A 24,044-nucleotide genomic window follows, 5' to 3' on the forward strand; every position below is an offset into this window, starting at 1 on the left:
GGGTGCCCGGATCCGGTTTCGGCTAGCCCAGCTTCTGTCGCACTGTGTCGGCGATGACGGCGAGGGCGCGGTCCTCGGTCATGCGCCAGTGGGTTGCGTCCACGGGGTGGTTGTCGACGGAGCCGGTCACTGCCTGGTCCCACGACGACGCACCGGCGGTCCCGGTCGGATCGTCCTGGGCTGCGGTGAAATAGGTGATCGTGCCGTCGAACCGGCGGGGGCGATAGGCGGCGTCGAGGGTGAGCGAGGTGATCGCCGCGTCGACGATTCGGTCGATGCGGGCGGGGTCGAGGGGTGTCTGCGGGGCGGAGCGTTCGAACAGGGTCCGGGCGAGTTGGTGCAGGTCGACCGGTTCGGTGAGGTCCACCTCGTCGGCCCCGACGAACCCGCCGAGCAGATCGGCAGCGGTCGCGGGGGTGGCGATGGCCGTCGACGCCGACGACAGGGTGCTGTCCAGCATGGCCAGCACCGCGACGTCCTCGCCGTCTTCCTGTAGCTGCACCGCCATGGCGTGGGCGATGACGCCACCGAGGGACCAGCCGAGCAGGTGGTACGGACCTTCGGGTTGCACCGCGCGGATTTCCTTGAGGTAGAGCAGAGCCCATTCCTCGATCGAATCCGGGAGGGGCTCGACCGAACTCAACGCCGGTGACTGGAGTCCGTAGAGCGGGCGGTCGAGGTGGGCGGCGAGGCCGCTGAAGGACCAGGCGATGCCGCTGATGGGGTGGACACAGAACAGCGGCTCGCCGGTGCCCTCGGTGCGCAAAGGCAGCAGGACGTCGAAGGCGGCGTCGGCGCCCGCGCTGTCGGGGCCCTCGGCGCGCAACGCCGCCACGATGCCCGCCGGGGTGGGCGTGGTGAAGATCCAGGTGACGGGAACGGTCGCGGCCGTCGCGGCACCGAGCTGGGTGGACAGGCGGGTGGCACTCAGGGACGTGCCGCCGAGTTCGAAGAAGTGGTCGTCCATGCCGACGCGGTCCAGGCACAGGATGTCGGCGAAAATGTCGCAGACCGTGTGTTCGACGGCCGTGTCCGGGGCGCGGTAGGTGCGGGTAGCGAGTTCGGGGGCGGGCAGGGCGGCGCGGTCCAGTTTGCCGATGGCGGTCAGGGGGATGTCGTCGAGGACCATGATCGTGGTGGGGACCATGTGGGTGGGCAGCGAGTGGCTTGCCCACCGCAGGAGGCTGTCCACGTCGACGTCGCGACCGTGCGCGGCGACCACGTAGGACACCAACACTGTTGCCCCGGCCTGGTTCTCGCGACCGACGGTGACGGTGGTGCCGACGTCGGGGTGCGAGCCCAGGACGGCGTCGATTTCCTCGAGTTCGATGCGGAATCCGCGGATCTTGATCTGGAAGTCGGTGCGGCCGCGGTATTCGAGTTCGCCGTGTCGGTTCCATGCGGCGAGGTCGCCGGTGCGGTACAGGCGGGTGCCCGCCTGGAACGGGTTGGCGACGAAGCGTTCGGCGGTGAGGTCGGGGCGGCCCAGGTAACCGGTGGCCAGCTGGGCGCCTGCCAGGTACAGCTCGCCCGGCACACCGACCGGGACCGGGCGTAGTCGTGCGTCCAGGACGTAGACCTGGCTGTTCCAGACCGGTGTGCCGATCGGGACGGTGGTCGTGTCGGCGGCGCGCACCCGGTGGCTGGTGATCGAGACCGCGGCCTCGGTGGGGCCGTAGACGTTGAACAGCGCAATATTCGGTGCCACGGTGGCGAATCGGCGAGTCAGTGCGATCGGGAGGGTTTCGCCGATGGCCAGGACGCGGCGCAGTGACGGCGCGAGCGTGTCGTTGAGCAGGGTGTCGAGCATCGACGGCACGACGTGCAGGGTCGTCACTTCTTCGCGTCGCATCAGCTCGGCGAGGTAGGTCGGGTCCCGGTGACCATCGGGTGCGGCGAGCACCAGTCGACCGCCGCAGACCGCCGCGGACCAGAACTCCCAGACCGACAAGTCGAACGTGGCGGCTGTCTTCAACAGCACGCTGTCCTGGGCGGTGAGCCCGAATTCGGTGGTCTTCCACCGCAACTGGTTGACGATCGCGGAGTGGGAGACGGCCACACCCTTCGGACGACCCGTCGAGCCCGAGGTGAAGATCACGTAGGCGGTATTCGCGGCGCGCAAGGGGGCGCGGCGGTCGCGGTCGGTGATCGGGGCGGGGCTGTGAGGTGCCAGGTCCAACTTCTCGACGCACAGCACGGTGGTTCCCGGTGAGTCCGTCGCGGCAAGCCAGGTGCCCGTGCTGGTGAGGGTCAGCAGGGGCGACGCGGTATCCAGGATGTGCCGGGTGCGGGCCGGTGGCTGGTCGGGATCGATGGGGACATACGCGCCGCCTGCCGTGCTGACCGCGTACATCGCGACGACCAGGTCGACCGATCGGCGCATCGCCAGCGCCACGCGGGTTTCCGGGCCGACGCCTGCCGCGATGAGATAGCGCGCAAGGCGGTTCACTCGCGCGTCGAGGTCGGCGTAGGTCAGGCGCACATCGTCGGCTACGAGGGCTTCGGCATCCGGTGTCGAGGACACGGTCGCATCGAGCATCGAGACCAGGGTGGTGCTCGGGTCTGCTGGCCGGGCGGTGTGATTCCAGGTGTCGAGGAGCTGTCCTCGTTCGTCGGGGGCGAGCAGGTCGAAGGTGTGCAGGGGCGCGCCGGGGTCGGTGACCACCGCGGTGACGAGACGGGTGAGCCGGGTCAGGAATCCGGCTACCGTGGCCGCGTCGAACAGGTCGGTGGCGTAGGTGCAGTAGCCGGTGATGCCGGCGGGCGAACCCTCGGCGGTGTAGCGGTCGGCCAGGATCAGGTGCAGGTCGAACTGGGACAGCGCACGGTCGAGCTCCACCGACGACACGCTCATCCCGGGCAGGTCCATCCGCACCTCGGCGAGATTCTGGAACGACAGACCGACCTGGAACAGCGGGTGGCGGGCGGTGGAACGGGCCGGGTTGAGAACTTCCACGAGCCGCTCGAACGGGATGTCGGCGTTGGCGAAGGCGGCCAGGTCGGTGTCGCGTTGGCGGGTCAGCTGTTCGGCGAAGCTCGCATCGGCGTCGACTCGGGTCCGGAACACCAGGGTGTTGACGAACATGCCGATCAGGTCGTCGAGAACGGCGTCGCCGCGACCTGCGACGGGCGTTCCGATGGCGATGTCGGTGGTGCCGGAAAGTTCGGCGAGTACCACCGCCAGGGCGGTGTGCACGGCCATGAACAGGGTCGCGCCGTGGGTGCGCGACAGTTCGGCGAGGGCGGCGTGGGTGGCGGTGTCGATGGTCAAGGGGACGCGGCCGCCCGCATAGGACTGGATCGCGGGTCGTGGCCGGTCACGGGGTAGGTCGAGCTGGTCGGGCAGCTCTGCCAGAGCTTGCTGCCAGTAGGCGAGCTGGGCCGCCGATGTCGAGGTGGGGTCGGTTTCGTCGCCGAGCAGGCTTTGCTGCCAGACCGCGTAGTCCGCGTACTGCACGGGCAGCGGTGCCCAGGCGGGGGCGTTTCCTTCGGTGCGTGCGGTGTAAGCGGTGACGAGGTCGCGGGTGAGGGGTCCACCGGAGAAGCCGTCACCGGCGATATGGTGCACCGCCATGGCCAGGACATAGTCATCCGGGCCCAGTTCGAACAGGGTGGCGCGCAACGGGACCTCGGTGGTGACATCGAAAACCGTGGACACCAGTGCTGTCACCGCCGCGTCGTCGCCCTGCGTGGTGACCTGCAGGCGTGGCACGTCCGGGTGGTCGATCGGCAGCACGATCTGTGCCGGGGCGAGGTCGACGGTCGGGTAGACCGTGCGCAGGATCTCGTGGCGTGCGACCAGATCGGTGAACGCCTGCCGCATCGCGGTGGTGTCGAGCGCGCCGGTCAGGCGGAGCACGACCGGAATGTTGTAGGCGGCGGTTCCGGTGTCGAAACGGTTGAGGAACCACATGCGCTGCTGGGCGGGCGAGAGCGGGATGTGGTCCGGCCGTGGGCGCGCGGCCAAGGCTGGGCGGTGGGCCGCACGGGTCAATCCGGCGATCTCACGGGCACATTCGGCGACGGTGGGTGCGGCGAACAGCACGCGCACCGGCACCCGGATCTCGACCGCCGCACCGAGCCGTGCGGTCAGGCGAGTGGCGAGCAGGGAGTTGCCGCCCAGGTCGAAGAAGTTGTCGTCGGCGCCGACACCTTCCGCGCCGAGCACCTCGGCGAACACGTCGGCGACCGTCCGTTCCAGCCCGGTCGCGGGCTCGCGGTAGGCCCGAGTCGCGAATTCCGGTGTAGGAAGAGCGTTCCGGTCGATCTTTCCGGCGGCCGACAGCGGGATGCGGTCCAAGACGACGACCGCCGCCGGGACCATGTGCGCGGGCAGCATCGATGACGACCACCGTGCGATGGCGCCGGGATCGATGTCGCGGCCCGTCACATACGAGACCAGCGCGGTGTCGCCGGCGGGGTTCTCGGCGCCGATCGTGAGGGCGAAACTCAGCTGGGGGTGGCGCAGCAGGACGGAGTCGATCTCGCCGGGCTCGATGCGGAAGCCGCGGATCTTGATCTGGAAGTCGGTGCGGCCCAGGTACTCCAGCTCGTAGGTGTCGCCGTGCACCCAGCGCACGAGATCGCCGGTGCGGTACATGCGTTCGCCGGGTCCCGCCCACGGGCAGGCGACGAAACGGTCGGCGGTGGCGGCGGCGCGGCCACGGTAGCCGCGTGCGAGTGCGGGACCCGCCAGGTACAGCTCACCGGTGGCGCCCACCGGGACCGGGTGCAGGCGGGCGTCGAGCACTACGGCACGCATGCCCGGGACGGGGCGTCCGATCGTGACGCGGTCCCCGGCACGCAATGCCGAGTAGGTCGCGCCGATGGTCGCTTCGGTGGGGCCGTAGCCATTGAGGAAGCTGCGGCCGGGCTGCCAGCTCGCCAGCAGTTCGGGGGTGGTGGCTTCACCGCCTGCCGACACGCACTGGAGATCGGGCAGGGCTGCCGGGTCCAGGGTGCTCAGCAGGGCGGGGGTGATGATCGTGTGCGTCACCTGTTCGGCGCGCAGCAGGTCGTCGAGGTCGGTGCCGCCGAGGGTGTCCGGTGGTGCGATGACCAGGGTGGCGCCGTGATGGAACGCGGTACCGAGTTCCTCGATCGACTGGTCGAAGCTGGGCGAGCACACGTGCAGCATGCGGTGGTCGTGGCGCAGGCGCATCAGGGCTGCTGAGTGTGCGACGAGAGCGCCCACCCCGGCGTGGGTGACCGAGACGCCCTTGGGCGTGCCGGTGGAGCCGGAGGTGTAGATCACGTAGGCGATGTTGTCACGGCGCAAGGGTGCTCGGCGGTCGCGATCACGCACCGGGGTCGACGAACAGGCGGCGATGCGGGCCTGGGTGGTCGGCTCGTCGAGGATCAACCAGCGCAGGGATTCGGGGAGTCTGTTCACCTTGGCCGCGACCGTGAGGCCGATGGTCGCGCCGGAGTCGTCGAGCATGTGGCGCACGCGATCGTCGGGGTAGTTCGGGTCGACAGGCAGATACACCCCACCGGCTTTGGCGATGGCCCAGAAGGCGAGGACCGACTCGTAGGAACGCGGTACAGCCGAGGCGACGACGGTTTCCGGGCCGATTCCCTCGGCGACGAGGACTCGGGCCAGGCGTGAGGAGTCGGCGTCGAGGGTGCCGTAGGTGTAGGCATTCGCGTTGTCGCGCACCGCAATTCGATGCTGGCCGTAGCCGGTGCCGCGGACGAGCAACTCGGGCAGGGTGCCGGTCGTCGAGGGATCTGTGCCGTCGCCGAGGTGGGTCAGGAAGGTGTACTCGGCGTGGTCGGACAGGGGTAGGTCGCCCGCCGGGGTCTGCGGTCGGTCGGAGATGGCGGTGAGCAGCCGGACCAGACGCCGGACGAAGGTACCGGCTTCGTGGTCATCGAAAAGGGTTCGGGCGAAAGATATCTCGATCGCCATGCTCGACTTGTTCTCGATCACCGTCACGGTGAGTTCACCGGCTGTCGGGGCGTCTTCCGCCGTCGTCGCAGCGTCGTCGGACCGTACTCGCAAGCAGACCTGTCCCAGGGAACGGAGCTCGACGCCGAGCAGGTGCGCGAAGTCCGCGAGTGGGATTCCGGCATGAGCCATCGCCTGAGACTCGGTGTTGTGTGCCTGGGTAAGCAGATCGAGGAACGGCACGGTGGGATCGATCGTGGTGCGTAGCAACAGATCAGGAGTGCCGGTGCTGATCACGATGTCGTCGGAAGCCGTCAGGCGTGCGAGAAGCACGGCCACACCTGTGCGGACCAGCGTCTGCCAGCTCACGTTCGCGGTGTCGGCGAGGCGGCGGAGGTCTCGGTGCACCGGAGCCGGGACCGCGAATCGGGTGCGTCCCTGTTCGGTGGCGCCGTGGCTATCCGATTGCCCGCTGCGCGAGTGGTCGGTGGGCAGGACCAGTCGGGCAGGCAGATCCGCCAAAGTCTGGCGCCAGTAGCGGGATCGGGTGATCGGGTCGGTCGGGTCGGCGGCGAGCTGTTCGGCGATGCGGGCCGCGGGCGTGGTCGGGCTCGCGACGAGGTTGTCGATAGCCGTGCGGAGGCGGTCGGTCACGGCTCGAGCCACCACATCGGAGACGAGGTCGCGGCGGTACTTGATCTGCACCTGGGTGCGGGCGCCCAGGAAGACCAGCACCGTGATCGGGTAGTGGGTGTGATCGGCGCCTTGCAGGTCGTCGATGCTCAGGTTGTCGAGTGCGCCGCCCGCCTGTTGGAGTCCTTCGACGTCGACGGGGTAGGACTCGAACGCGAGCATGGTGTCGAACAGCTCGCCCAGTCCCGCGACCCGCTGGATCGCGCCGAGACCGAGGTGGTGGTGATCGAGCACCGAAGCCTGCTCGGCCTGGACGGCGCGGATCAGGTCGCCGACGTTGTCGGCGGGATCGATCCGCACGCGCACCGGAACCGCGTCGACGAACAGGCCGATCATGTCGCCGACGCCGTCGAGCTGTGGCGGGCGCCCGGACACGGTGGCGCCGAACACCACATCGTCGCGCGCTGTACTCGCGGCGACGACCAGGCCCCAGGCCGTTTGGAACACGGTGTTCGCGGTGACCTCGGCGGCCGCGGCGAACGTGGTCAGTTCCGCTGTGCGCGCGGCGTCGAGTTCGAACTCGCACAGCCCGTAGCCGGTCCCTGTCGCGGCCGGCCAGGTCAGCTCGGGGGCGATCATGGTCGTGCGCACCCCGTCGAGGACCTCCGACCACGCGCTCTCGGCGGCGGTGCGGTCCTGGCGGGTGAGCCACTCGAGGTAGTCACGGTACGGGCGCACCGGCGGGAGCGGGGTCGCGTCGCCGTGGGTGGCGTAGAGGACGAGCAGTTCCTTCATCAGCAGCGGCATCGACCAGCCGTCGAGGAGGATGTGATGGCCCGTCAGGACGAGGTGGCTCCGCCCGGAACCGGTGATGTACACCGTGAATCGCAGCAGCGGCGCGATCGTCGGGTCGAAACCGGCCTGCTGATCGGCGGCGAGCAAGGCGGGCAGCTCGGCGTCGGCGGCTTCCACGATCCGAAACGGTGCTTCCACGGCATCGGCGACGAGCTGGACCGGGGTGCCGTCGGGTGCGGTGACGAAGGCCGATCGGAGGTTGGCGTGCCGGTGCAAGACGGTCGCGGCCGCGTGGCGTAGCCGGTCGGTGTCGAGGTCGCCGCTCAGTTCGGCCATGAGCTGGATGACGTAGGCGTGGACCGACTCGTCGAGCATGTCGCCCAGTGCGAGCAGCGAGTGCTGCAACGGCGACAGCGGCAGCACATCCGACAGGCCCGGATGGGTTCGGCGCCAGGTGTCGAGATCGGTTTGCGAGACCTGGACCAGCGCGACGTCGGACGGGGTCAGCCCGCCCGCGGACGGGTGCCGGGTGTGGTCGGCCAGGGCGGTGAGCCAGCTCGTCCAGTCCTGCGCCAGTTCCTCGACCTCGGACTCGGTCAGGATGCCGGTGGCGTAGCGGAAGTCCGCCCGCAGTTGCAGACCGGTGTCGGTGGCGACGGCGATCGCGTTGATGTCGAGGACGGTGTGCGCGGGCAGGGCGGGGTCGTAGTCGACCTCGATCTCGTCGAGGTCGGCGGTGGGCAGCCACGCGACGTCATCGGTGGGCAGGGCGCCGGTGGTGGCGCGGCCCAGGTAGTTGAAGCCGATCTGACCGATGGTGCCGGACAAAAGGTTTCGGGTTTCCGGTGTCCTGCGCAGTAGGCCGAAACCGATGCCGTTGTCGGGCACAGCCAGCAGTTGTTCCTTGACGGTGCGCACCGTCGCGGCGAGGGCTTCGTCGTCGAAGGTCACGGGTGTGATGGCGCGCAGATCGAGGGCGACGGGGTAGACGGTGGTGAACCAGCCGACGGTGCGGGTCAGGTCCGCACCGGGGACGGCGTCCTCCTGGCGGCCGTGGCCTTCGAGTCTCAGTCGCAGAGTGGCGGAGTCGATGCCGCGACGCGCACGCCAGACGCGTACGGCCAGGGCCAGCGCGGCGAGCAGGGGGTGGTCGGCGCCTGCCCGGTATTGCGCGGGCAGGGTCGTGAGCAGAGTTTCGGTGATCTCGGCGGGGATCTGCACGGTGATCGACCGCATCGTTGCCTCGGTGTCGAGGCGGTGGTCGAGCGCGCGGGTGCCGAGCAGCGGGTCGGGGGTGGCCAGGACCCGCTGCCAGTGGTCGAGTTCGGCGGTGCGGTCGGCGGTGGCCAGGCCGTGCGCCCAGCGGCGGAACGAGGTCGCGACCGGCGGTAGGGCGATTTGTTGACCCGCGTCGTACTGGGCCCAGGCCAGGACCAGGTCGGGCAGCAGGATGCGCCAGGAGACGCCGTCGATCACGTAGTGGTGGGCGGCGACCGCGAGCACATCACGAGCGCCGTGGCGGCGGATCCAGGTGAAGGCGATCATGCGGGCGGCAGCGGGATCCAGTGCCGACAGGGCTGAGTCCATGGCGGCGCTGCCGATTCGGGTCAGCTCATCCGGCGGGGCGTCGATCTCGGTGATCAGCGAGTCCACATCGATGGCGTGGGGCGCCAGGACTTCCCACCGCCACTCGTCGCCGTCTTGCCGCAGCCGCGAACGCAGCATGTCGTGGTGGCGCAGGACCGCGGCGATGGTTGCCGTCAGGCCGGCACGGTCGATGTTGTCGGGTAGTGCCAGGACCATGGTTTGGGCGAAGCGGTCGCTCGAACCGGTACTCAGGAAGTCGGCCAATACCGGTGTCAACGCGACGTCGCCGAGGCCGCCGCCGGGCAGTTCGGCCAATACGGGCGCGTTCGGGCTGTCGAGGGCGGCGATAGCGGACAGCTTCGCCACGGTGCGGTGTTCGAACACGTCACGGGTGGTGAAGACGATGCCTGCCGTGCGGGCCAGGGAGACCAGCTGGATCGACAAAATGCTGTCGCCGCCGATCGCGAAGAACGAATCGTGCACGCCGACCTGCGGGACCCCGAGGACGCGGGCGAACAGCTCGGCCAGCAGGGTTTGCATCGTGCCCGTCGGCGCGGCGGCGGGCTCCGTCGCGGCGGCTGGTTCGGGCAGGGCGTTGCGGTCGAGTTTGCCGTTGGCGGTCAGGGGCAGCGTGTCGAGGACCACGATCGCCGACGGCACCGCGTGCGCGGCCAGACGATCTGCGGCGTACTCGGTGAGTGTGTGAGGGTCGGCCGAATGACCTTGTGTCGCAAGCACATAGGACACCAGCGTCGTCGATCCGGAAGGGGTCCGACGTCCCACGGTGACCGCGAATTCGACGCTGGGGTGGCTGACGAGCACGGCATCGATCTCACCCGGTTCGATCCGGAAACCGCGCACCTTCAACTGGGTATCCGTGCGGCCGAGGTAGTCGATGTCGCCGGTGTCGCGGCGGCGCACCAGATCGCCCGTGCGGTACATGCGGGTGCCGGGCGCACCCCACGGGTCGGGGACGAAGCGGGTCGAGGTCGTCGCCGGCTGATTGCGGTAACCGCGGGCCAACGCTTCACCGGTCAGATAGAGCTCACCGGTGACGCCCGACGGAACCGGGCGCAGGCGGGGGTCCAGGATCATCGCGTGCGTGCCCTGCACGGGGCTGCCGATCGAGATGGGTTGCCCGGCGGTGAGTTCGGCGTAGGAGGAGATGATCGTGGTCTCGGTGGGGCCGTAGCCGTTGAGGTAGCGGCGACCGGGCTGCCATTTCGCGAGCAGTTCCGGGGTGGTCACATCACCGCCGACAGACAACGATTCCAGTGCGTCCAGACCGGCCGGGTCGAGGGTGCCCAGGACCGCGGGGGTGATGATGGCGTGGGTGACGGACTCGGCGGCCAACAGGTCGGCGAGTTCGACACCACCCGCGATGTCGGACGGTACGACGACCAGCGTCGCTCCCGTCGCGAAGGCGCACAACCACTCCAGGACGGAGGGGTCGAACCAGGGGGCGCAGATGTGTAGGAAGCGGTGGTCGGACTCGAGGCGGTAGCGGCGGACGGCTTCATCGACCAAGGGGGCCAAGCCGGCATGGGTCACGGTGACGCCCTTGGGCAGACCCGTGGAACCCGAGGTGTAGATGATGTACGCGGGGTGGTCTACACGCAGGGGTGCGAGGCGGTCGGCGTCGGTGATCGGCGTGGTCGGGTGTGTGGCACCGGTTCGGTCGAGGTCGTCGAGGGTCAGCCAGGTCAGGTCGTCGGGCAGGTCCTCGAGGTGCGCGGCGGCGGTGATGCCGAGTTCCGCACCCGAGTCGTCGACCAGGTGTCGGAGCCGTTGGGTGGGATTGCGGGGGTCCATCGGTACATACACGCCACCTGCCGCGGCGACGGCGAGTGCGGCCGCGACCATTTCGAAAGAGCGTGGAAGGGCAACGGCGACAGCGACTTCGGGTCCGACACCACGGGCGATCAGCGCACGGGCCAGTCGCGCGGTCTGCTCGGTCAGCTGTCCGTAGGTGATCGAGCGGTCCCTGTACCGGACGGCGACCCGATCTGAACCGTGGGTCGATCCACGCGAGACCAGCTCGGGGAACAGCACGGTGGAGCCTTCGGGATCGGCGTCCCGCGCGGTCAGCGCCGCGTGCTCCTCCGTGTCGAGCAGCGTGAGGTCACCGACGGGGGCATCGGGGTGCTCGATCGCCGCTGCCAGCAGGCGAAGCAGACGTTGCGCGAAGACCGTGACTGTCGACTGGTCGAAGAGAGCGCTGGCGTAGACGAATTCGGCGGTGATGGCGTGTTCGTCAGCCGCCGCGTGGTGTGCGGAGCTCAGGGACAGCACGAGATCCCGCGCGACCCTATCCACGTCCGAGGATTCGTCCGATACCAGCATCACCCGCACGAGAGGCTGCTCGTCCGGTGCGTGGCCCACCGGTGACCTGTTTCGCGCGAATGCCCGCCGGGCCACCATGGTCGCCTCGGCCAGCAGTTCGTCGACAACGGTGTTGCCGCGCACCGGTAGTCGCAACACCAAGTGGGGGGTGTCGATCGCGATGTCTTCGGTGCCGGACAGTCGGGCGAGGAGCACCGCGAAGACCGTGTGCACGAGGCTGAATACCGTCGTGTCGCGGGATTCGGCGAAATCCCGCATGCGCCGATGGAGATCGGCGGGGATCTCGAAGCGGACGCGCGCGTCGGTCACCACGGGAGTTGCCGGTCGGGCGCGATCGGTGGGGAGGTTCAGTTCCTGCGGGAGGTCGGTGAGGACCGAACGCCAGTAGGTCGACTCCGCGATCGGGTCGTCGAGTTGATCCAGGGTGTCCAGCAGTTGGGCGGCTGTGTGTTCCGGTGTTCGGACGAAAGCGTCGAGGGTGGCACGCAAACGGTGCGCGAGAGCTTCGGCGATGCCGCTGTCGATCACGTCCAGGCGGTACTGCACACCGACGCGGATACCGTCGCCGACCTCGACACCGACTGCCACCGGATAGTGGGTCGCGTTGGCCGCTGTGACATCGACGATCTCGAGGCCGTCGATGGAGCTGTGCGCGCGCCGCATTCCCTCGGTGTCGACGGGGTAGGACTCGTAGGCCATCAGCGTGTCGAACAGCTCGCCCGTGCCTGCGGCCCGCTGGATCTCGGCCAGGCCGAGGTGATGTCCGTCGAGCAGCGCGATTTGTGCGGACTGCAGCTGCGACAACATGTTTCGCAGTGGCTGGTCCGTGTCGACGTCGACTCGAACGGGGATGGTGTTCGCGAAGAGTCCGACCATGCCGTCGACACCGTCCAACTGCGGCGGGCGGCCCGAGACCACCGCGCCGAACACGACATCGTCGCCACCGATCGCACCGGCCAGCACAACACCCCACGCCGCCTGGAACAGGGTGTTGACCGTGACGTCGTTGGCTGCGGCACAGACCGCCAGTTCCTCTGCCTCGGCCGGTGACAGCTCGACGGTGCACATCCCGTGCCCCTCGGTCGGCGCGGTCGGCGCGGAGATCGCTGTGGTGAGCAGGCTCGGCCGGTGTCCGGACAGCGCCTCGCGCCAATTCCGCAACGCGGCGGACCGGTCCTGGTCTGCGAGCCACGCGAGGTAGTCACGGTAGGGACGCACGCGCGGGAGCACGGTGGGCGCGCCGTCGGTGGCATAGCAGAGGAGCAGTTCCTGCATCAGCAACGGCATCGACCAGCCGTCGACCAGCAGGTGATGCGCGGTCAACACCAAATGCATGCCGTCGGCGCGCCGATACAGCGTGAACCGCAGCAGCGGCGCCGTGGAGAGATCGAACCCGATCCGCGCTTCGGCGGCCAAGAACTCCTCGGCCTCGGCATGGTCGGTGTCGACGATCTGCCACGGCACCGTGACACCTTCGGCGACGAAACCGACCGGCGTACCCGCCGCCGACGAGCCGAAGGCTGTGCGCAGGATCGCGTGACGGTCGAGGACCGCTTGGGCCGCTCGGCGCAGACGGTCGGTGTCGACCTCGCCCGCCAACTCCACAGCCAGCTGGACCAGATACGGATCGGCCGGAGACACCTGCGCGAGGAATATCAAACCGAGCTGCAAAGGCGCCAACGGCAGCACATCGGTCAGACGCGGACGTTCGCGATGCCAGGTATCGAGTTCCGCCTGGGTGACCTGGACCAGCGGCACGTCGGCGGGGGACAGGCCACCCGATGCCGGATCGCGCAGGTGTTCGGCGAGGATCGACAAGGCCGCTGTCCAGCAGTCGGCCAGTTCTCGCACCGACGCCTCATCGATGATCTCGGAGGCGTAAGAGAACGACGCACGCAGTTGCAAGCCGGTGTCGGAACTGGTGGCGAGGGCGTTGATGTCGATGACGGCGGCCGCGGGCAGCTCGGGGTCTTGTTCTGCGACGGGCTCGCCCCAGTCGGCGGTGGGTAGCCAGCTGTGGTCGGTTGCGGCGACATCGCCTGCGGAAAGACGTCCCAGGTAGTTGAAGCCGACCTGACCCAGGGGGCCTTCGAGGTGGGCCGCAGATTCCGGGTCCAGGTGGCGGAGCATCCCGAAACCGATGCCCTTGTGCGGCACCGCGCGAAGCTGTTCCTTGATCGCCTTGACCACGGCGGCCGTGGCATCGCCACCGTGCCACGCGGCGTCGTTGTCGACCGCGCTCAGATCCAGCGCGACCGGATACATGCTGGTGAACCAGCCGACCGTGCGCGTCAGATCGGCACCGTCGACCGCGGATTGCTCGCGGCCGTGGCCTTCCAGACGGACCCGTGTGGCGGGAGCGTCGACGCCACGTCGGGCCCGCCACGTGCGTACGGCCATCGCCAAGGCGGCGAGCAAGCCGTCCTCAGCACCCGCGCGGTACATGGTCGGCAGGCCGGTCAGGACCGCCTGAGTGATGTCGGTGGGCACCTCGACGCTGATGGTTCGCACCGTCGATGCGGTATCGAGAGGACGGAGCGGACGATCGCCCAGCAGCGGGTCGGGCACCGACAATGTCTGCTGCCAGTGGTCGAGTTCCTCGCGCGTGCCTGCCGCCACGCCGGTCAGGCCGTGCGCCCAGCGGCGGAACGACGTGCCGACCGGAGGCAAGACGACCCGCTGGCCGGACTGGGCCCACGCGGCGACCAAGTCCGACAACAGGATTCGCCACGACACACCGTCGATCACCGCGTGGTTCGCCGCGACGACCAGCCCGTCCGGGCCGTCCTCACGAGCCAGCCAAGCGAAGCCGATCATCCGGTACGCCTGCGGATCCAGCGACGCGAGCACGGAATCCATCGCGGTGTCGGCGATTGCGTCGAGCTGGTCGGTGCCTGCCGGGACATCGACGCGGATGAGTAGCTCGTTCACATCCACCGCGCCTGGCGGCAGCGTGTGCAGCTCCCACTTCCCGTCGACTTGCCGCAGACCCGCCCGCAGCATGTCGTGGTGATCGATCACCGCCGTGAGGGTGTCCTCCAGGGTGTTTCGATCTATCCCGGCAGGCAGGGCAAGGACCATCTGCTGGGTGAACCGGCCGAAGACACGTCCCCCGGCCAGCGCGGCGGCCAGCACCGGCGTCAACGGCATCTCGCCCACGCCACCGCCGGGGAGTTCGGCCAAGGTGGGCGCGGATTCGGCACCGAGCACCGCCACCCGCGCCAACCCGGCGACAGTCCGGTGCTCGAACACCGCCTGTGGGGTGAACGAGATGCCGGCATTGCGTGCTCGCGAGACGAGCTGGATCGACAGAATGCTGTCGCCACCGGCGGCGAAGAACGAATCCTCGGCACCGATCTGCTCCAGGCCGAGGATCTGGGTGAACAGTTCGGCGATGGCGGTCTCGACCGGACCTTCGGGCGCGCGGGAACCGACCGCACCGAAAACCGGTGTGGGCAGCGCATTTCGGTCGAGCTTGCCGTTGGGGGTCAACGGGATCTCATCGAGGATCATCAGGACGGTCGGCACCATGTGACCGGGCAGCGACGTGCCGACGAAACGGGCTACTTCCTCGGTGTCGATCGAAATACCTTGCCGGGGGAGCACATACGACACCAATACCGTGGCGCCCGAGTCGGCCTTCATACCGAGGGTGACCGCGTACTCGATGTCGGGATGGGCGGTGAGGGCGGCGTCGATCTCACCGAGCTCGACGCGGAAGCCACGGATCTTCACCTGGAAGTCGGAGCGGCCGAGATACTCGAAATCACCGTCGGCGGTGCGTCGAACCAGGTCTCCGGTTCGGTACATACGGGACCCGGAGAAGGGTGAGGCGACGAAGCGTTCGGCGGTGAGAGCGGGCCTGCCCTGATAACTCTGCGCCAGGGCGGGGCCGGACAGATACAGCTCACCCGCCACGCCCGCGGGAACCGGGCGCAAACGTGAGTCCAGCACGGTCGCACCGAGGCCAGGGAAAGCCGAACCGATCGTGATCGGCTGCCCGGGGGCAAGCTCGGTGGTGCCGGTGGCGAGGATGGTGGCCTCGGTCGGGCCGTAGCCGTTGAAGAAGGCGCGGCCGACAGCCCAGCGGTCGACGAGGGTCGGGCCGAACGCGTCGCCCGCGACGACTACCACCCGCAGGGCGTCGAGGTCGTGCGCGTCGACAGATTCCAATGCCGCCGGGGTGATCAGCATGTGGGTCACTCGTTCACGGCGCAGCAGCTCGGCGAGCTCGGGGCCACCGAAGACCGACGGAGGTGAAATCACCAGCGTGGCACCGGAATTGAACGCCACCAGCAGCTCGAGCACGGAGACGTCGAAGTTCGGTGAGCACACGTGCAGGACACGGTCGCCGCCGTCGACCGCATAGCGTTCCCTGGCCGCCGCGACCAGCGCGCCGAGACCGGTGTGGGTGACGACGACGCCCTTGGGTCGGCCCGTCGAGCCCGAGGTGTAGATGACATAGGCCGGGTGCTGATCGGTCAGCGGGCGGACGCGATCGAGGTAGGAGATCGGGTGGGCGTGGTGCGCCGTGATGCGGTCGTGGTGGGCCGGGGCGTCGATGTCGAGCCAGTCGACACAGTCGCCGAGCTTGTCCCGATGCGCCGTGCAGGTGAGTCCGAGGATCGTGCCGGAGTCCTCGAGAAGGTAGGCGATCCGCTCCGCGGGCAGCGCCGGGTCGACGGGGACATACGCGGCACCGGTCTTGGCCACCGCCCACACCGCCGCCACCGATTCGATCGAACGGGTGAAACCGAGCGCGACCACATCGCCGGGGCCGATCCCGCGCTCGAGCAGATCCCTGGCCAGTCGTGACGAGTACTCGTCGAGTTGGGTGTAGGTGAGTTCGCGGCGTTCACCGTCGACGGGGGAGTACGACACGGCCACGGCATCACCCGCGGTGTCTACCGCGGCGGTCAGCAGCTGCGAGAAAAGCGGAGTACTCGACTTTCGAATGCCTCGCGGCGCACGGCGAGCTTCACGTCCAGAGGTGCGCGCTTCACGCATTCGGGTACAACATCCTTCATCTGTCCGGCCCACATCTCTGCGATGACCCACGAACCCTGTCGGATTCGGCCTACCGGGGCGGACCAGTGTCGAACAAGCAAGAAGGAGTCGATATCGGGGCGTTCGGCGACCATGACACCACATGTAAGGCTGTCACGACCACATGACCGGTTTGTTTCTCGGCGCCCAGACCGAATCGATCAGAAATTTGTGCGGATGGCACAATGTCGTCGATGTTTTTTGTTCAACGAATGGAAGCGCCCGTGGCGGCATACGGATCCCTGATATGGGTGGGACAGGCCCTCGGCCCGCGTGTCGAGGCCATCACCGAAGACCTCATCCGCGTCACCGAGCAGATGATTCCGCTCAACGACGTGGCCGCCGACCTGGCCGAGATGCGAGCCGCCAGCATCGCGGAGAACATCGCCGCCGTGCAGCACGTCCTGGCGAACGGTATCGATCCGTCCACCGTCAGCCCGCCTGCGGGCGCCGCCGCCTACGCCCAACGCCTGGCCCGGCGAGGTGTACCGCTGACGATCCTGCTGCGCGCCTACGGGCTCGGGCAGTACCGCATCCTGGACGCGGCGATCGGGCTGATCCTCGCTGTTCCCGGCCCCGACCAACCCGCCCGGATCGCGGAGGTCCTCAAGTTCGCGGGGACCTACCTGGATCGGCTCAATTCGTCGATGGGGCGAATCTACGAGGCGGAACGCGATCGCTGGCTCAGCAGTCGCCAAGCCGCACGGCAGCAGTGGATCGCACGTCTGCTCGACAACGAGGATGTCGACGTCGCGGCGGCCGAAGAAGTGCTGAACTACCGACTCGACCAGCCACACCACGCGGCCGAAGTATGGTCGACAGCCACCGGCACCGACGCCGCGCGCGCGCTCGAGCAGGCACGACAGCTGCTGTCCGCCGCGATGCGCACCCGCGGTTCCGAATTGGTCGCAGCGTCGGGGGACCGCGCCATGTGTCTCTGGTTCCCGATCGAGGAGCCGTGCGCGCTCCACGAGCTCACCGAACAGGTCGAGGCCAGCGGACTGCCGGTACGAGTCGCTCTCGGCCCGATCGGCGAAGGGCTGCCCGGGTTTCGACGCTCGGCCCGCAGTGCGGCACGGGCGAAGGCGCTGGCCATTTCAGCGGGGGAGACCGCACCCACCGTGGTCGACTACGACGCGATCGCGCCCTTCGCGTTGCTGACCGACGACCCGGACGAACTCGCAGGCCTCGTCCACCGCGTCCTCGGCCCCCTGGCCGGCGACGGCACCAAGGTGGAGCTATTGAGGAACACTCTCGAGGTGTTCCTCGCTGAAGGCGCCAGCTACTCCCGCACCGCCCGCGTCCTCGACGTCCACCGCAACACCGTCCAGTACCGCATCCAGCAGGTCACCGGCCGCTACGGCATCGCGGTCGACACCGACACCTTCGAACTGCGCTTCGCCCTCGGCATCTGCCGCTGGTACCGCCACGTCCTGACTCGGACAATCTGAGTCCAGGTGGTTTGTGCATCCCGCACAGCTGATCGACAGCCGAAATCCGCTACGTGGCAGTGCCGCCGCGGCGGCCCGAGAGCCGATATCCGCTTCGGGCGGAAATCCCCTCTGACAGTGGCGAGCTCGACCGCTGACGCCCATGATGGTCAGAAGAAGGATCGAAGTGAGGTGGGGGAATGAACAACAAGCTCATCGCCGCTGTTGCGGCTCTGTCAGCGGGGGTCGTCGCGGTGACCGGTTGCTCGAGTGACGCCGACGTAGTGTCGAAGAACCTGTCCAAAGAATCGGACCAGTTCAAGATCGACCGCCGGGTGGTGTTCTTCAACGGAATCACCGACAAGTACCTGCTGTCCATCGAGGGAAAATGCTCGATCAAGGACGAGAACAACCAGCTCGAGGTGACCTGCAAGACCGGTGACGACGAATACAAGAAGCACTTTCTCGGGCTCTCGGACAACGTGAGCTACTTCGTCGAACAGCTCGAGGGCGCCGAGGTGAGCCGCTACCACTACAAGGTGATCTTCAAGCCCGAGACCATCATCCCCGACGTCGACCGTCCCTGAACCAGGGGAGCGGAACAGGACTAGCGATCGCTCCGCTGATCTGGGGTCTTACGCTGGTTCGCGGTGAAGCGCGCCTTCTTCTGACGATTCCCGCAGGTGTTCATGTCACACCACTTGCGGGTGCGGCTCTGGCTGGTATCGAAGAAGACCGCTCGGCACGTCGGCGATGCGCACAAGGCCAATCTTCCGTCTCGTTCGCCCGCGATGATGCTGATCGCGTCGGCGGCGATGACGCCGAGGGCATCTTCTACACAGGAAGCCGAGCTGAGTCGCCATTCGCGATTGCTCTCGGGCGTCAGGATCGCCGCCGCCCGCCCTTGAATGCTGCGGTCATTGATGATTCGGACAGCAGGCACAGGGGGAGTGTCCTGGATCGCGGCCGCTGTCGCGGCGGCGTGAATTGATTCCCGCAGTGTCCGAGCGAGTTCGAGCTGGGCGGTGGTGCAGGAGTCGACAGCTAAGCCGCTCACTGCGAGCCAGTCGACGAGTCGCTGCGGCGTGGGAATGCGTTCCACGGCGTCGCCGTGACGCTCCGTCAAAGTCGCCGTGAAGCTGGTAGCCAGCACACTCCCGAGGCGGAAGTCAGGGAACTCGGCAGGCATGGAACCACCTTAGCCGGTTGCGTGTCGGAATCGAGGCGTGTTAGAACCGTCTTAGCCGGTTCTCGATAAGCGGTAACCGGTTACGCGACGGCAAGGAGGTCTCATGCCCCGCACGACCAGCGATGTGCACGTATTCGAAGCCCACGCACCTGACGCCGACCTCGACGATCTGCGCGCGCGATTGGCCGCGGCCCGCCTACCGGAGGCCGAGACGGTCTACCGCGCCGCGCCCGACCCTCGGCGATGGGAACAGGGAGTCCCTCTCGCGGACCTCGTCGACGTCGTGAATTACTGGCGCACCGAGTACAACTGGCGATCGTTCGAAGAGCGCCTCAACCGGATCGGCCAGTTCCGTACGACGATCGATGACCTGGGAATCCACTTCCTGCACCGCCGATCCACGCGCGCGGACGCCACTCCGCTGATCCTGACGCACGGTTGGCCGGACAGCATTGTTCGATTCATCGATGGAGTAGACGAGCTGGCAGATCCGAAGGACGCAGACGCGCCGGCGTTCCACGTCGTAGTCCCGTCGTTGCCCGGCTTCGGCTACAGCGACAAGCCGGCCACCACCGGGTGGGGGACCGAGAAGATCGCGGCCGCCTGGGTGGAACTCATGGGAAGGCTCGGCTATGGCCGGTTCCTGGCCCACGGCGGCGACTGGGGCGGCAACATCACCACGGTTCTCGGCGGTAGGTTCCCGGCGCACGTCCTCGGCATCCACACCACATTCGCGGAGGGACCGCCCGGGTTGACCACCGACGGTCTGACGGCGGTCGAGCGCGAGTGGGCAGCGGAAACCCGCGACTTCTGGCGCCACCGCGCGGCCTACGCGAAGCAGCAGGCAACCCGACCGCAGACCATCGGCTACTCGCTCGTCGACTCACCGGTCGGGCTGCTCGCCTGGATCCTCGACAAGTTCGCCGAGTGGACCGATACCGAGGACAGCCCGTTCGAAACGATTTCCATCGACAGCGTTCTCGACGATGTCACCCTGTACTGGCTGACGCGGACCGGCGCATCTGCGGCCCGCATCTACTACGAAAGCCACAACGCGCTCGATCCAGAACTTCGCGTAGACGTGCCGTCAGCGATCACCATGTATCCACGGGACGTCGAGAAGGCTCCACGCGCATGGGCGCAGGAGCGGTACCGACAGATCGTCCGATGGAGCTTGCCCGAGAGTGGGGGACATTTCCCGTCGCTCGAGGTACCCGGGTACTTCGTCAAGGACCTGCAGGAAGGCCTCGCGGAAGTACTGGCGGCTGCGAATGTCCGATTGCCGTCTTGTTGACCTCCTTGGAATAACCGGCAACTTTGTGCCCGACGGGATCGCCATAGAGTGCCCCGCACCTGCGCGGCGACACGACATCACAGGTATAACTCGGCCGCCCACGATGCCGCCCCGGTGACGCACGCGTTCCGGAATCGCCGGAATCACCGTTCACTTTCGGCTACTGTCCGGAACGGGGCCACCCGCTCGAGCGGACATCGCGATATCCGCTCCGTTCTACGAAGGAGCAGTATGTATCCGGGCGCACACGTCGACCGATTCCCCGACAAGGTTGCCATCGTCATGGCCGAGAGCGGTGCCACGCTGACCTATCGGCAACTGGAGGAGAACTCGATCCGGCTGGCCCGCCACCTCCACGATGCGGGGCTGCGCAGAGGCGATCATGTGGCGCTGCTGTCGGTGAACGACCCGAAGGTATACGAGGTGTACTGGGCCGCACTGCGTTCGGGGCTCTACATCACGGTCGTCAACTGGCATCTGACTCCCGCCGAGATCGGCTACATCGTCGACGACTGCGGGGCGCGCGCTCTCATCGTGTCCGCAGCGCTGGCCGCGACCGCCGAGCAGGTCACCGCGCATACGCCGCAGGTGGAGATCCGGTTGGCCTTCGACGGTCCGGTCGAGGGATTCAAATCCTACGAGCAGGCGCTCGCGGCGGCCTCTCCCGATCCGTTGGCCGATCAGCCGCGCGGAGCCGACATGCTCTACTCCTCGGGGACCACGGGCAGACCCAAGGGCATAAAACTACCGCTGTCCGATCGTCAGGTCGGCGATCCGCCCGGTGACACCTACACCGCGATCTTCGGCCCGCTCTACGCCTTCGAATCCCAGAGTGTCTACCTCTCACCCGCACCGCTGTATCACGCGGCGCCGTTGCGTTTCGGTGGTGTGGTGAACGCGCTGGGCGGCACCCTCGTGGTGATGGAGAAGTTCGACGCGGAGCTGGCACTCGCCACGATCGAACGGCACCGGGTCACCCACAGTCAATGGGTGCCGACCATGTTCGTCCGGATGCTCAAACTCGACGCATCGGTGCGAGCCCGCTACGACGTGTCGAGTATGCAGGCCGCCGTACACGCCGCCGCACCGTGTCCGGTCGAGGTGAAACAGGCCATGATCGACTGGTGGGGGCCGGTGCTGCACGAGTACTACGCCTCGACCGAGGCCAACGGCGCCACCTTCATCGACAGCGAGCAGTGGCTGCGTAAACCGGGTTCGGTCGGTACCGCGGGCCTGGGTGTCATCCGGGTGTGCGGCACCGACGGCGCCGAACTGGCGTCCGGCGAGATCGGCACCATCTATTTCGAACGCGAAGAACTGCCGTTCAATTACCACAACGATCCCGCCAAGACCGCCGAGGCGGTCCACCCGAACCATCCCACCTGGACCACCACCGGCGATATCGGTTACCTCGACGAGGACGGCTACCTGTTCCTCACCGACCGTAAGGCGTTCACGATCATCTCGGGCGGCGTCAATATCTATCCGCAGGAGATCGAGAACGCACTGGCCTTACATCCGAAGGTGTTCGATGTCGCGGTGATCGGCGTGCCCGACGAGGAGATGGGCGAATCGGTGAAGGCGGTCGTGCAACCGGCGGCCGGGGTCGAGGCGGGGCCCGCACTCGCCGAGGAACTGCGCGATTTCCTCGGGGAGAGGATCGGCGCCTACAAGGTGCCACGCACGGTCGACTTCTCCGACGATCTGCCGCGCACGCCGACCGGAAAGCTGGTCAAGGGCAAACTTCGGGCCCGGTATCTCTGACCGATGGGGCCGCCGCCGATGCCGAAGTAGCACCCTACGCAGCGATGCCGACCTCATGACATAAGCTGACCCCGGCACCGCGATATCCGTGCCTGGTTCTGCGCTAGACAGAGATGCCCGCAGTTTCGATCTAGATCTCTCGGATCGAATAGCACGCTTTTCTGCTCACGATCCGCTGACAAGCGGTGTTGCGCTCCATCCCGTGGCGATTGTGCTGTTCGGTTCGATAGATGCCCTGAACGGACCAACTCGCACGAAGGATCGGTATGAAGAGCGGAAAACGCGCCTGGATCGCAGCCCTCACGGGAACCCTCGTGGTCGTCGGCACCGGGGTCGTGGCCACATCGACGGTAGGGGCCCAGCCACCGCAGTTACAGGTGGCGGGGGGTGACGTTATCCATGCCGACGGTGCTGCGACGGCGATCACGATTCCCGGCGCGGCCGGGCCGATACCGGCACGATCCACCCGGCTGGTCTACTCCAGCAACGACACCCACGGCGCGCCGAACACGGTGGTCGGCACCTATCTGGAGCCGAGTCAGCCTTGGACCGGCCCGGGCCCGCGACCACTGGTGGCATACGCGGGCGGCGCACAGGGGCAGAGCGCCGAATGCGCGCCGTCGGCGATGCTGGGGCAGGTGGTCCGATACCAGCCGCCTGCCGACGTGGTCTTCGAATACGACATCATCGCGATCTATCAACTCCTGGCGAGCGGGATGGCGGTCGTGATGACCGACTATCACGACTTCGGGGTACCGGTAGTGCACAACTTCCTGAACCGCAAGACGCAGGCTTACGCGGTGCTGGATTCCGCGCGGGCCGCACTGCGCCTGCCCGGTTCGGGACTCGGCCCGGATTCACCGGTCATCATCTACGGCTACTCCCAGGGCGGGATGGCCTCCGCTGCCGCCGCCGAACTGCAGGCCGAGTACGCACCCGAACTCAACGTACGCGGAGCTTACGTGGGCGGGCCGGTGGCGGGGCCGCAGGACTTCATCGCGCGCAGCGATGGCAGCCCCGGCGTCGCGCCCGCCATCGCGTGGGTGCTCAACGGAATCGCCGCCGACTACCCCGAGACCCGCCCGGTACTCGATGCCGAGCTCAACGACACCGGTAAGGCGATCCTGCACAGCTCCGCCGGCACGTGCGGGGGCGGTCTCTCCGAGATTCTCGTCCAGCCCCAGGACACGGCCCGGTGGACGACCAGCGGACGACCGCTGACGGCTGTAATCGACGGTTCCCCCGAGTTGAAGCGGGCATTCGACGAGCAGCGGCTCGGCGGGACCGCCCCTGCGGCGCCGGTGCGCGTCTACTCGGCCATGCACGACGACAAGGCCACCTATCCCGCGGCGCGCGATCTTGCCGCGCAATGGTGTGGCGGCGGCGCGGCGGTACAACTGGAAGCGGACGGCACGGTGCCCGCGATGTCGGGCTTCTTGGGCACCCATGATCTGGCCTTCTTCCCGTCGCTGACGAGTTCGCAGCCCTGGATGGTCGATCGCCTCGCGGGCGTGCCCGCTCCGGTGAACTGCGCGTCGTTGCCCTGACAACGCCGGTCTCCATCAATCCTCGGGACCACAGGGGAGGGGCCTTCGAATTCTCTGCCGCGACAGGAAACGTCCGACATCAATCACGCTGAGCGGACGCAGATCTCGGCAGAGAGTTCAGAGGGCAGTCGCACCCACCCGCGGTCAGCAAAGGTGGGGGTGGCCAGATGGTTTGCAACCGGACGAATCTGCTGAACGCAGCTGGCCGGGAGGGCGCCGAGTAAGGGCTTACTTGACATAATGTGCATTATCGGCGTTTGAAGGCGGCCGGTCGCGAGGGGTATTCGCGAGTTCTGCGGATGCTTGCAGTGTGTGCCGAGCTGCACCGCGCGCAGACAGGCATCTCAGGATGCCTGTCTGCGCTCCCGTTTTGTGCGCGCAGACAATTTATGCGGACCTCTGCACGACATTTCGGTATCTGGGACGAAATCTGACGAAATTCGGACAATTCTCGGATTGCTCGATTGATAACCGTTCTCGCTGAATGCCGCTAATCGCCAGATCTGGGGCCTGGATCCACGGAAAG

Annotated in this window: 7 protein-coding genes; 5 read left to right on the forward strand and 2 right to left on the reverse strand. The window is 67.6% G+C overall.

Features of this window, described 5'->3' with window-relative positions:
- Positions 1-22: 22 nt before the first annotated feature.
- Positions 23-16,255 (reverse strand): non-ribosomal peptide synthetase, encoded by a 16,233-nt coding sequence (locus ASD42_RS22310; RefSeq protein ID WP_056819859.1) that lies wholly within the window; start codon positions 16,253-16,255, stop codon positions 23-25.
- Between the two features lie 251 nt (positions 16,256-16,506).
- Between ASD42_RS22310 and ASD42_RS22315 the strand changes: the two genes are divergently transcribed.
- A complete protein-coding gene (locus ASD42_RS22315; protein WP_056819862.1) occupies positions 16,507-17,745 on the forward strand; it encodes a PucR family transcriptional regulator in 1,239 nt (412 codons plus the stop codon).
- Between the two features lie 179 nt (positions 17,746-17,924).
- Positions 17,925-18,311: a beta-sandwich lipoprotein gene (locus tag ASD42_RS22320; RefSeq protein WP_056819865.1), complete on the forward strand. Its 387-nt coding sequence runs from the start codon at positions 17,925-17,927 to the stop codon at positions 18,309-18,311.
- Between the two features lie 20 nt (positions 18,312-18,331).
- Here the strand turns inward: ASD42_RS22320 and ASD42_RS22325 are convergent, their stop codons facing one another.
- A complete protein-coding gene (locus tag ASD42_RS22325) occupies positions 18,332-18,913 on the reverse strand; it encodes a CGNR zinc finger domain-containing protein (RefSeq protein WP_056819868.1) in 582 nt (193 codons plus the stop codon).
- Between the two features lie 103 nt (positions 18,914-19,016).
- On the opposite strand from ASD42_RS22325, the gene ASD42_RS22330 reads away from it, so the two are divergent.
- The 3 genes from ASD42_RS22330 to ASD42_RS22340 all read left to right on the forward strand — a co-directional run bounded on the left by ASD42_RS22330 (position 19,017) and on the right by ASD42_RS22340 (position 23,518).
- Entirely contained in the window at positions 19,017-20,207 is a 1,191-nt protein-coding gene (locus tag ASD42_RS22330) for an epoxide hydrolase family protein (protein WP_056819871.1), read from the forward strand.
- Between the two features lie 231 nt (positions 20,208-20,438).
- A complete protein-coding gene (locus tag ASD42_RS22335; RefSeq protein WP_056819874.1) occupies positions 20,439-21,971 on the forward strand; it encodes an acyl-CoA synthetase in 1,533 nt (510 codons plus the stop codon).
- A gap of 266 nt (positions 21,972-22,237) precedes the next feature.
- Complete coding sequence (locus ASD42_RS22340) at positions 22,238-23,518, forward strand: lipase family protein (protein ID WP_056819877.1); 1,281 nt, start codon at positions 22,238-22,240, stop codon at positions 23,516-23,518.
- Positions 23,519-24,044: the final 526 nt, after the last annotated feature.

The sequence above is a fragment of the Nocardia sp. Root136 genome, assembly GCF_001427185.1.
In the GTDB taxonomy this organism is placed as follows: Bacteria; Actinomycetota; Actinomycetes; order Mycobacteriales; family Mycobacteriaceae; genus Nocardia; species Nocardia salmonicida.

Bases quoted from the DNA above. Each gene is read 5' to 3' on its own strand.
- ASD42_RS22310 (WP_056819859.1), bottom strand. From the start codon at position 16,255: ATGCGTGAAGCGCGCACCTCTGGACGTGAAGCTCGCCGTGCGCCGCGA.
- ASD42_RS22315 (WP_056819862.1), top strand. From the start codon at position 16,507: ATGGAAGCGCCCGTGGCGGCATACGGATCCCTGATATGGGTGGGACAG.
- ASD42_RS22320 (WP_056819865.1), top strand. From the start codon at position 17,925: ATGAACAACAAGCTCATCGCCGCTGTTGCGGCTCTGTCAGCGGGGGTC.
- ASD42_RS22325 (WP_056819868.1), bottom strand. From the start codon at position 18,913: ATGCCTGCCGAGTTCCCTGACTTCCGCCTCGGGAGTGTGCTGGCTACC.
- ASD42_RS22330 (WP_056819871.1), top strand. From the start codon at position 19,017: ATGCCCCGCACGACCAGCGATGTGCACGTATTCGAAGCCCACGCACCT.
- ASD42_RS22335 (WP_056819874.1), top strand. From the start codon at position 20,439: ATGTATCCGGGCGCACACGTCGACCGATTCCCCGACAAGGTTGCCATC.
- ASD42_RS22340 (WP_056819877.1), top strand. From the start codon at position 22,238: ATGAAGAGCGGAAAACGCGCCTGGATCGCAGCCCTCACGGGAACCCTC.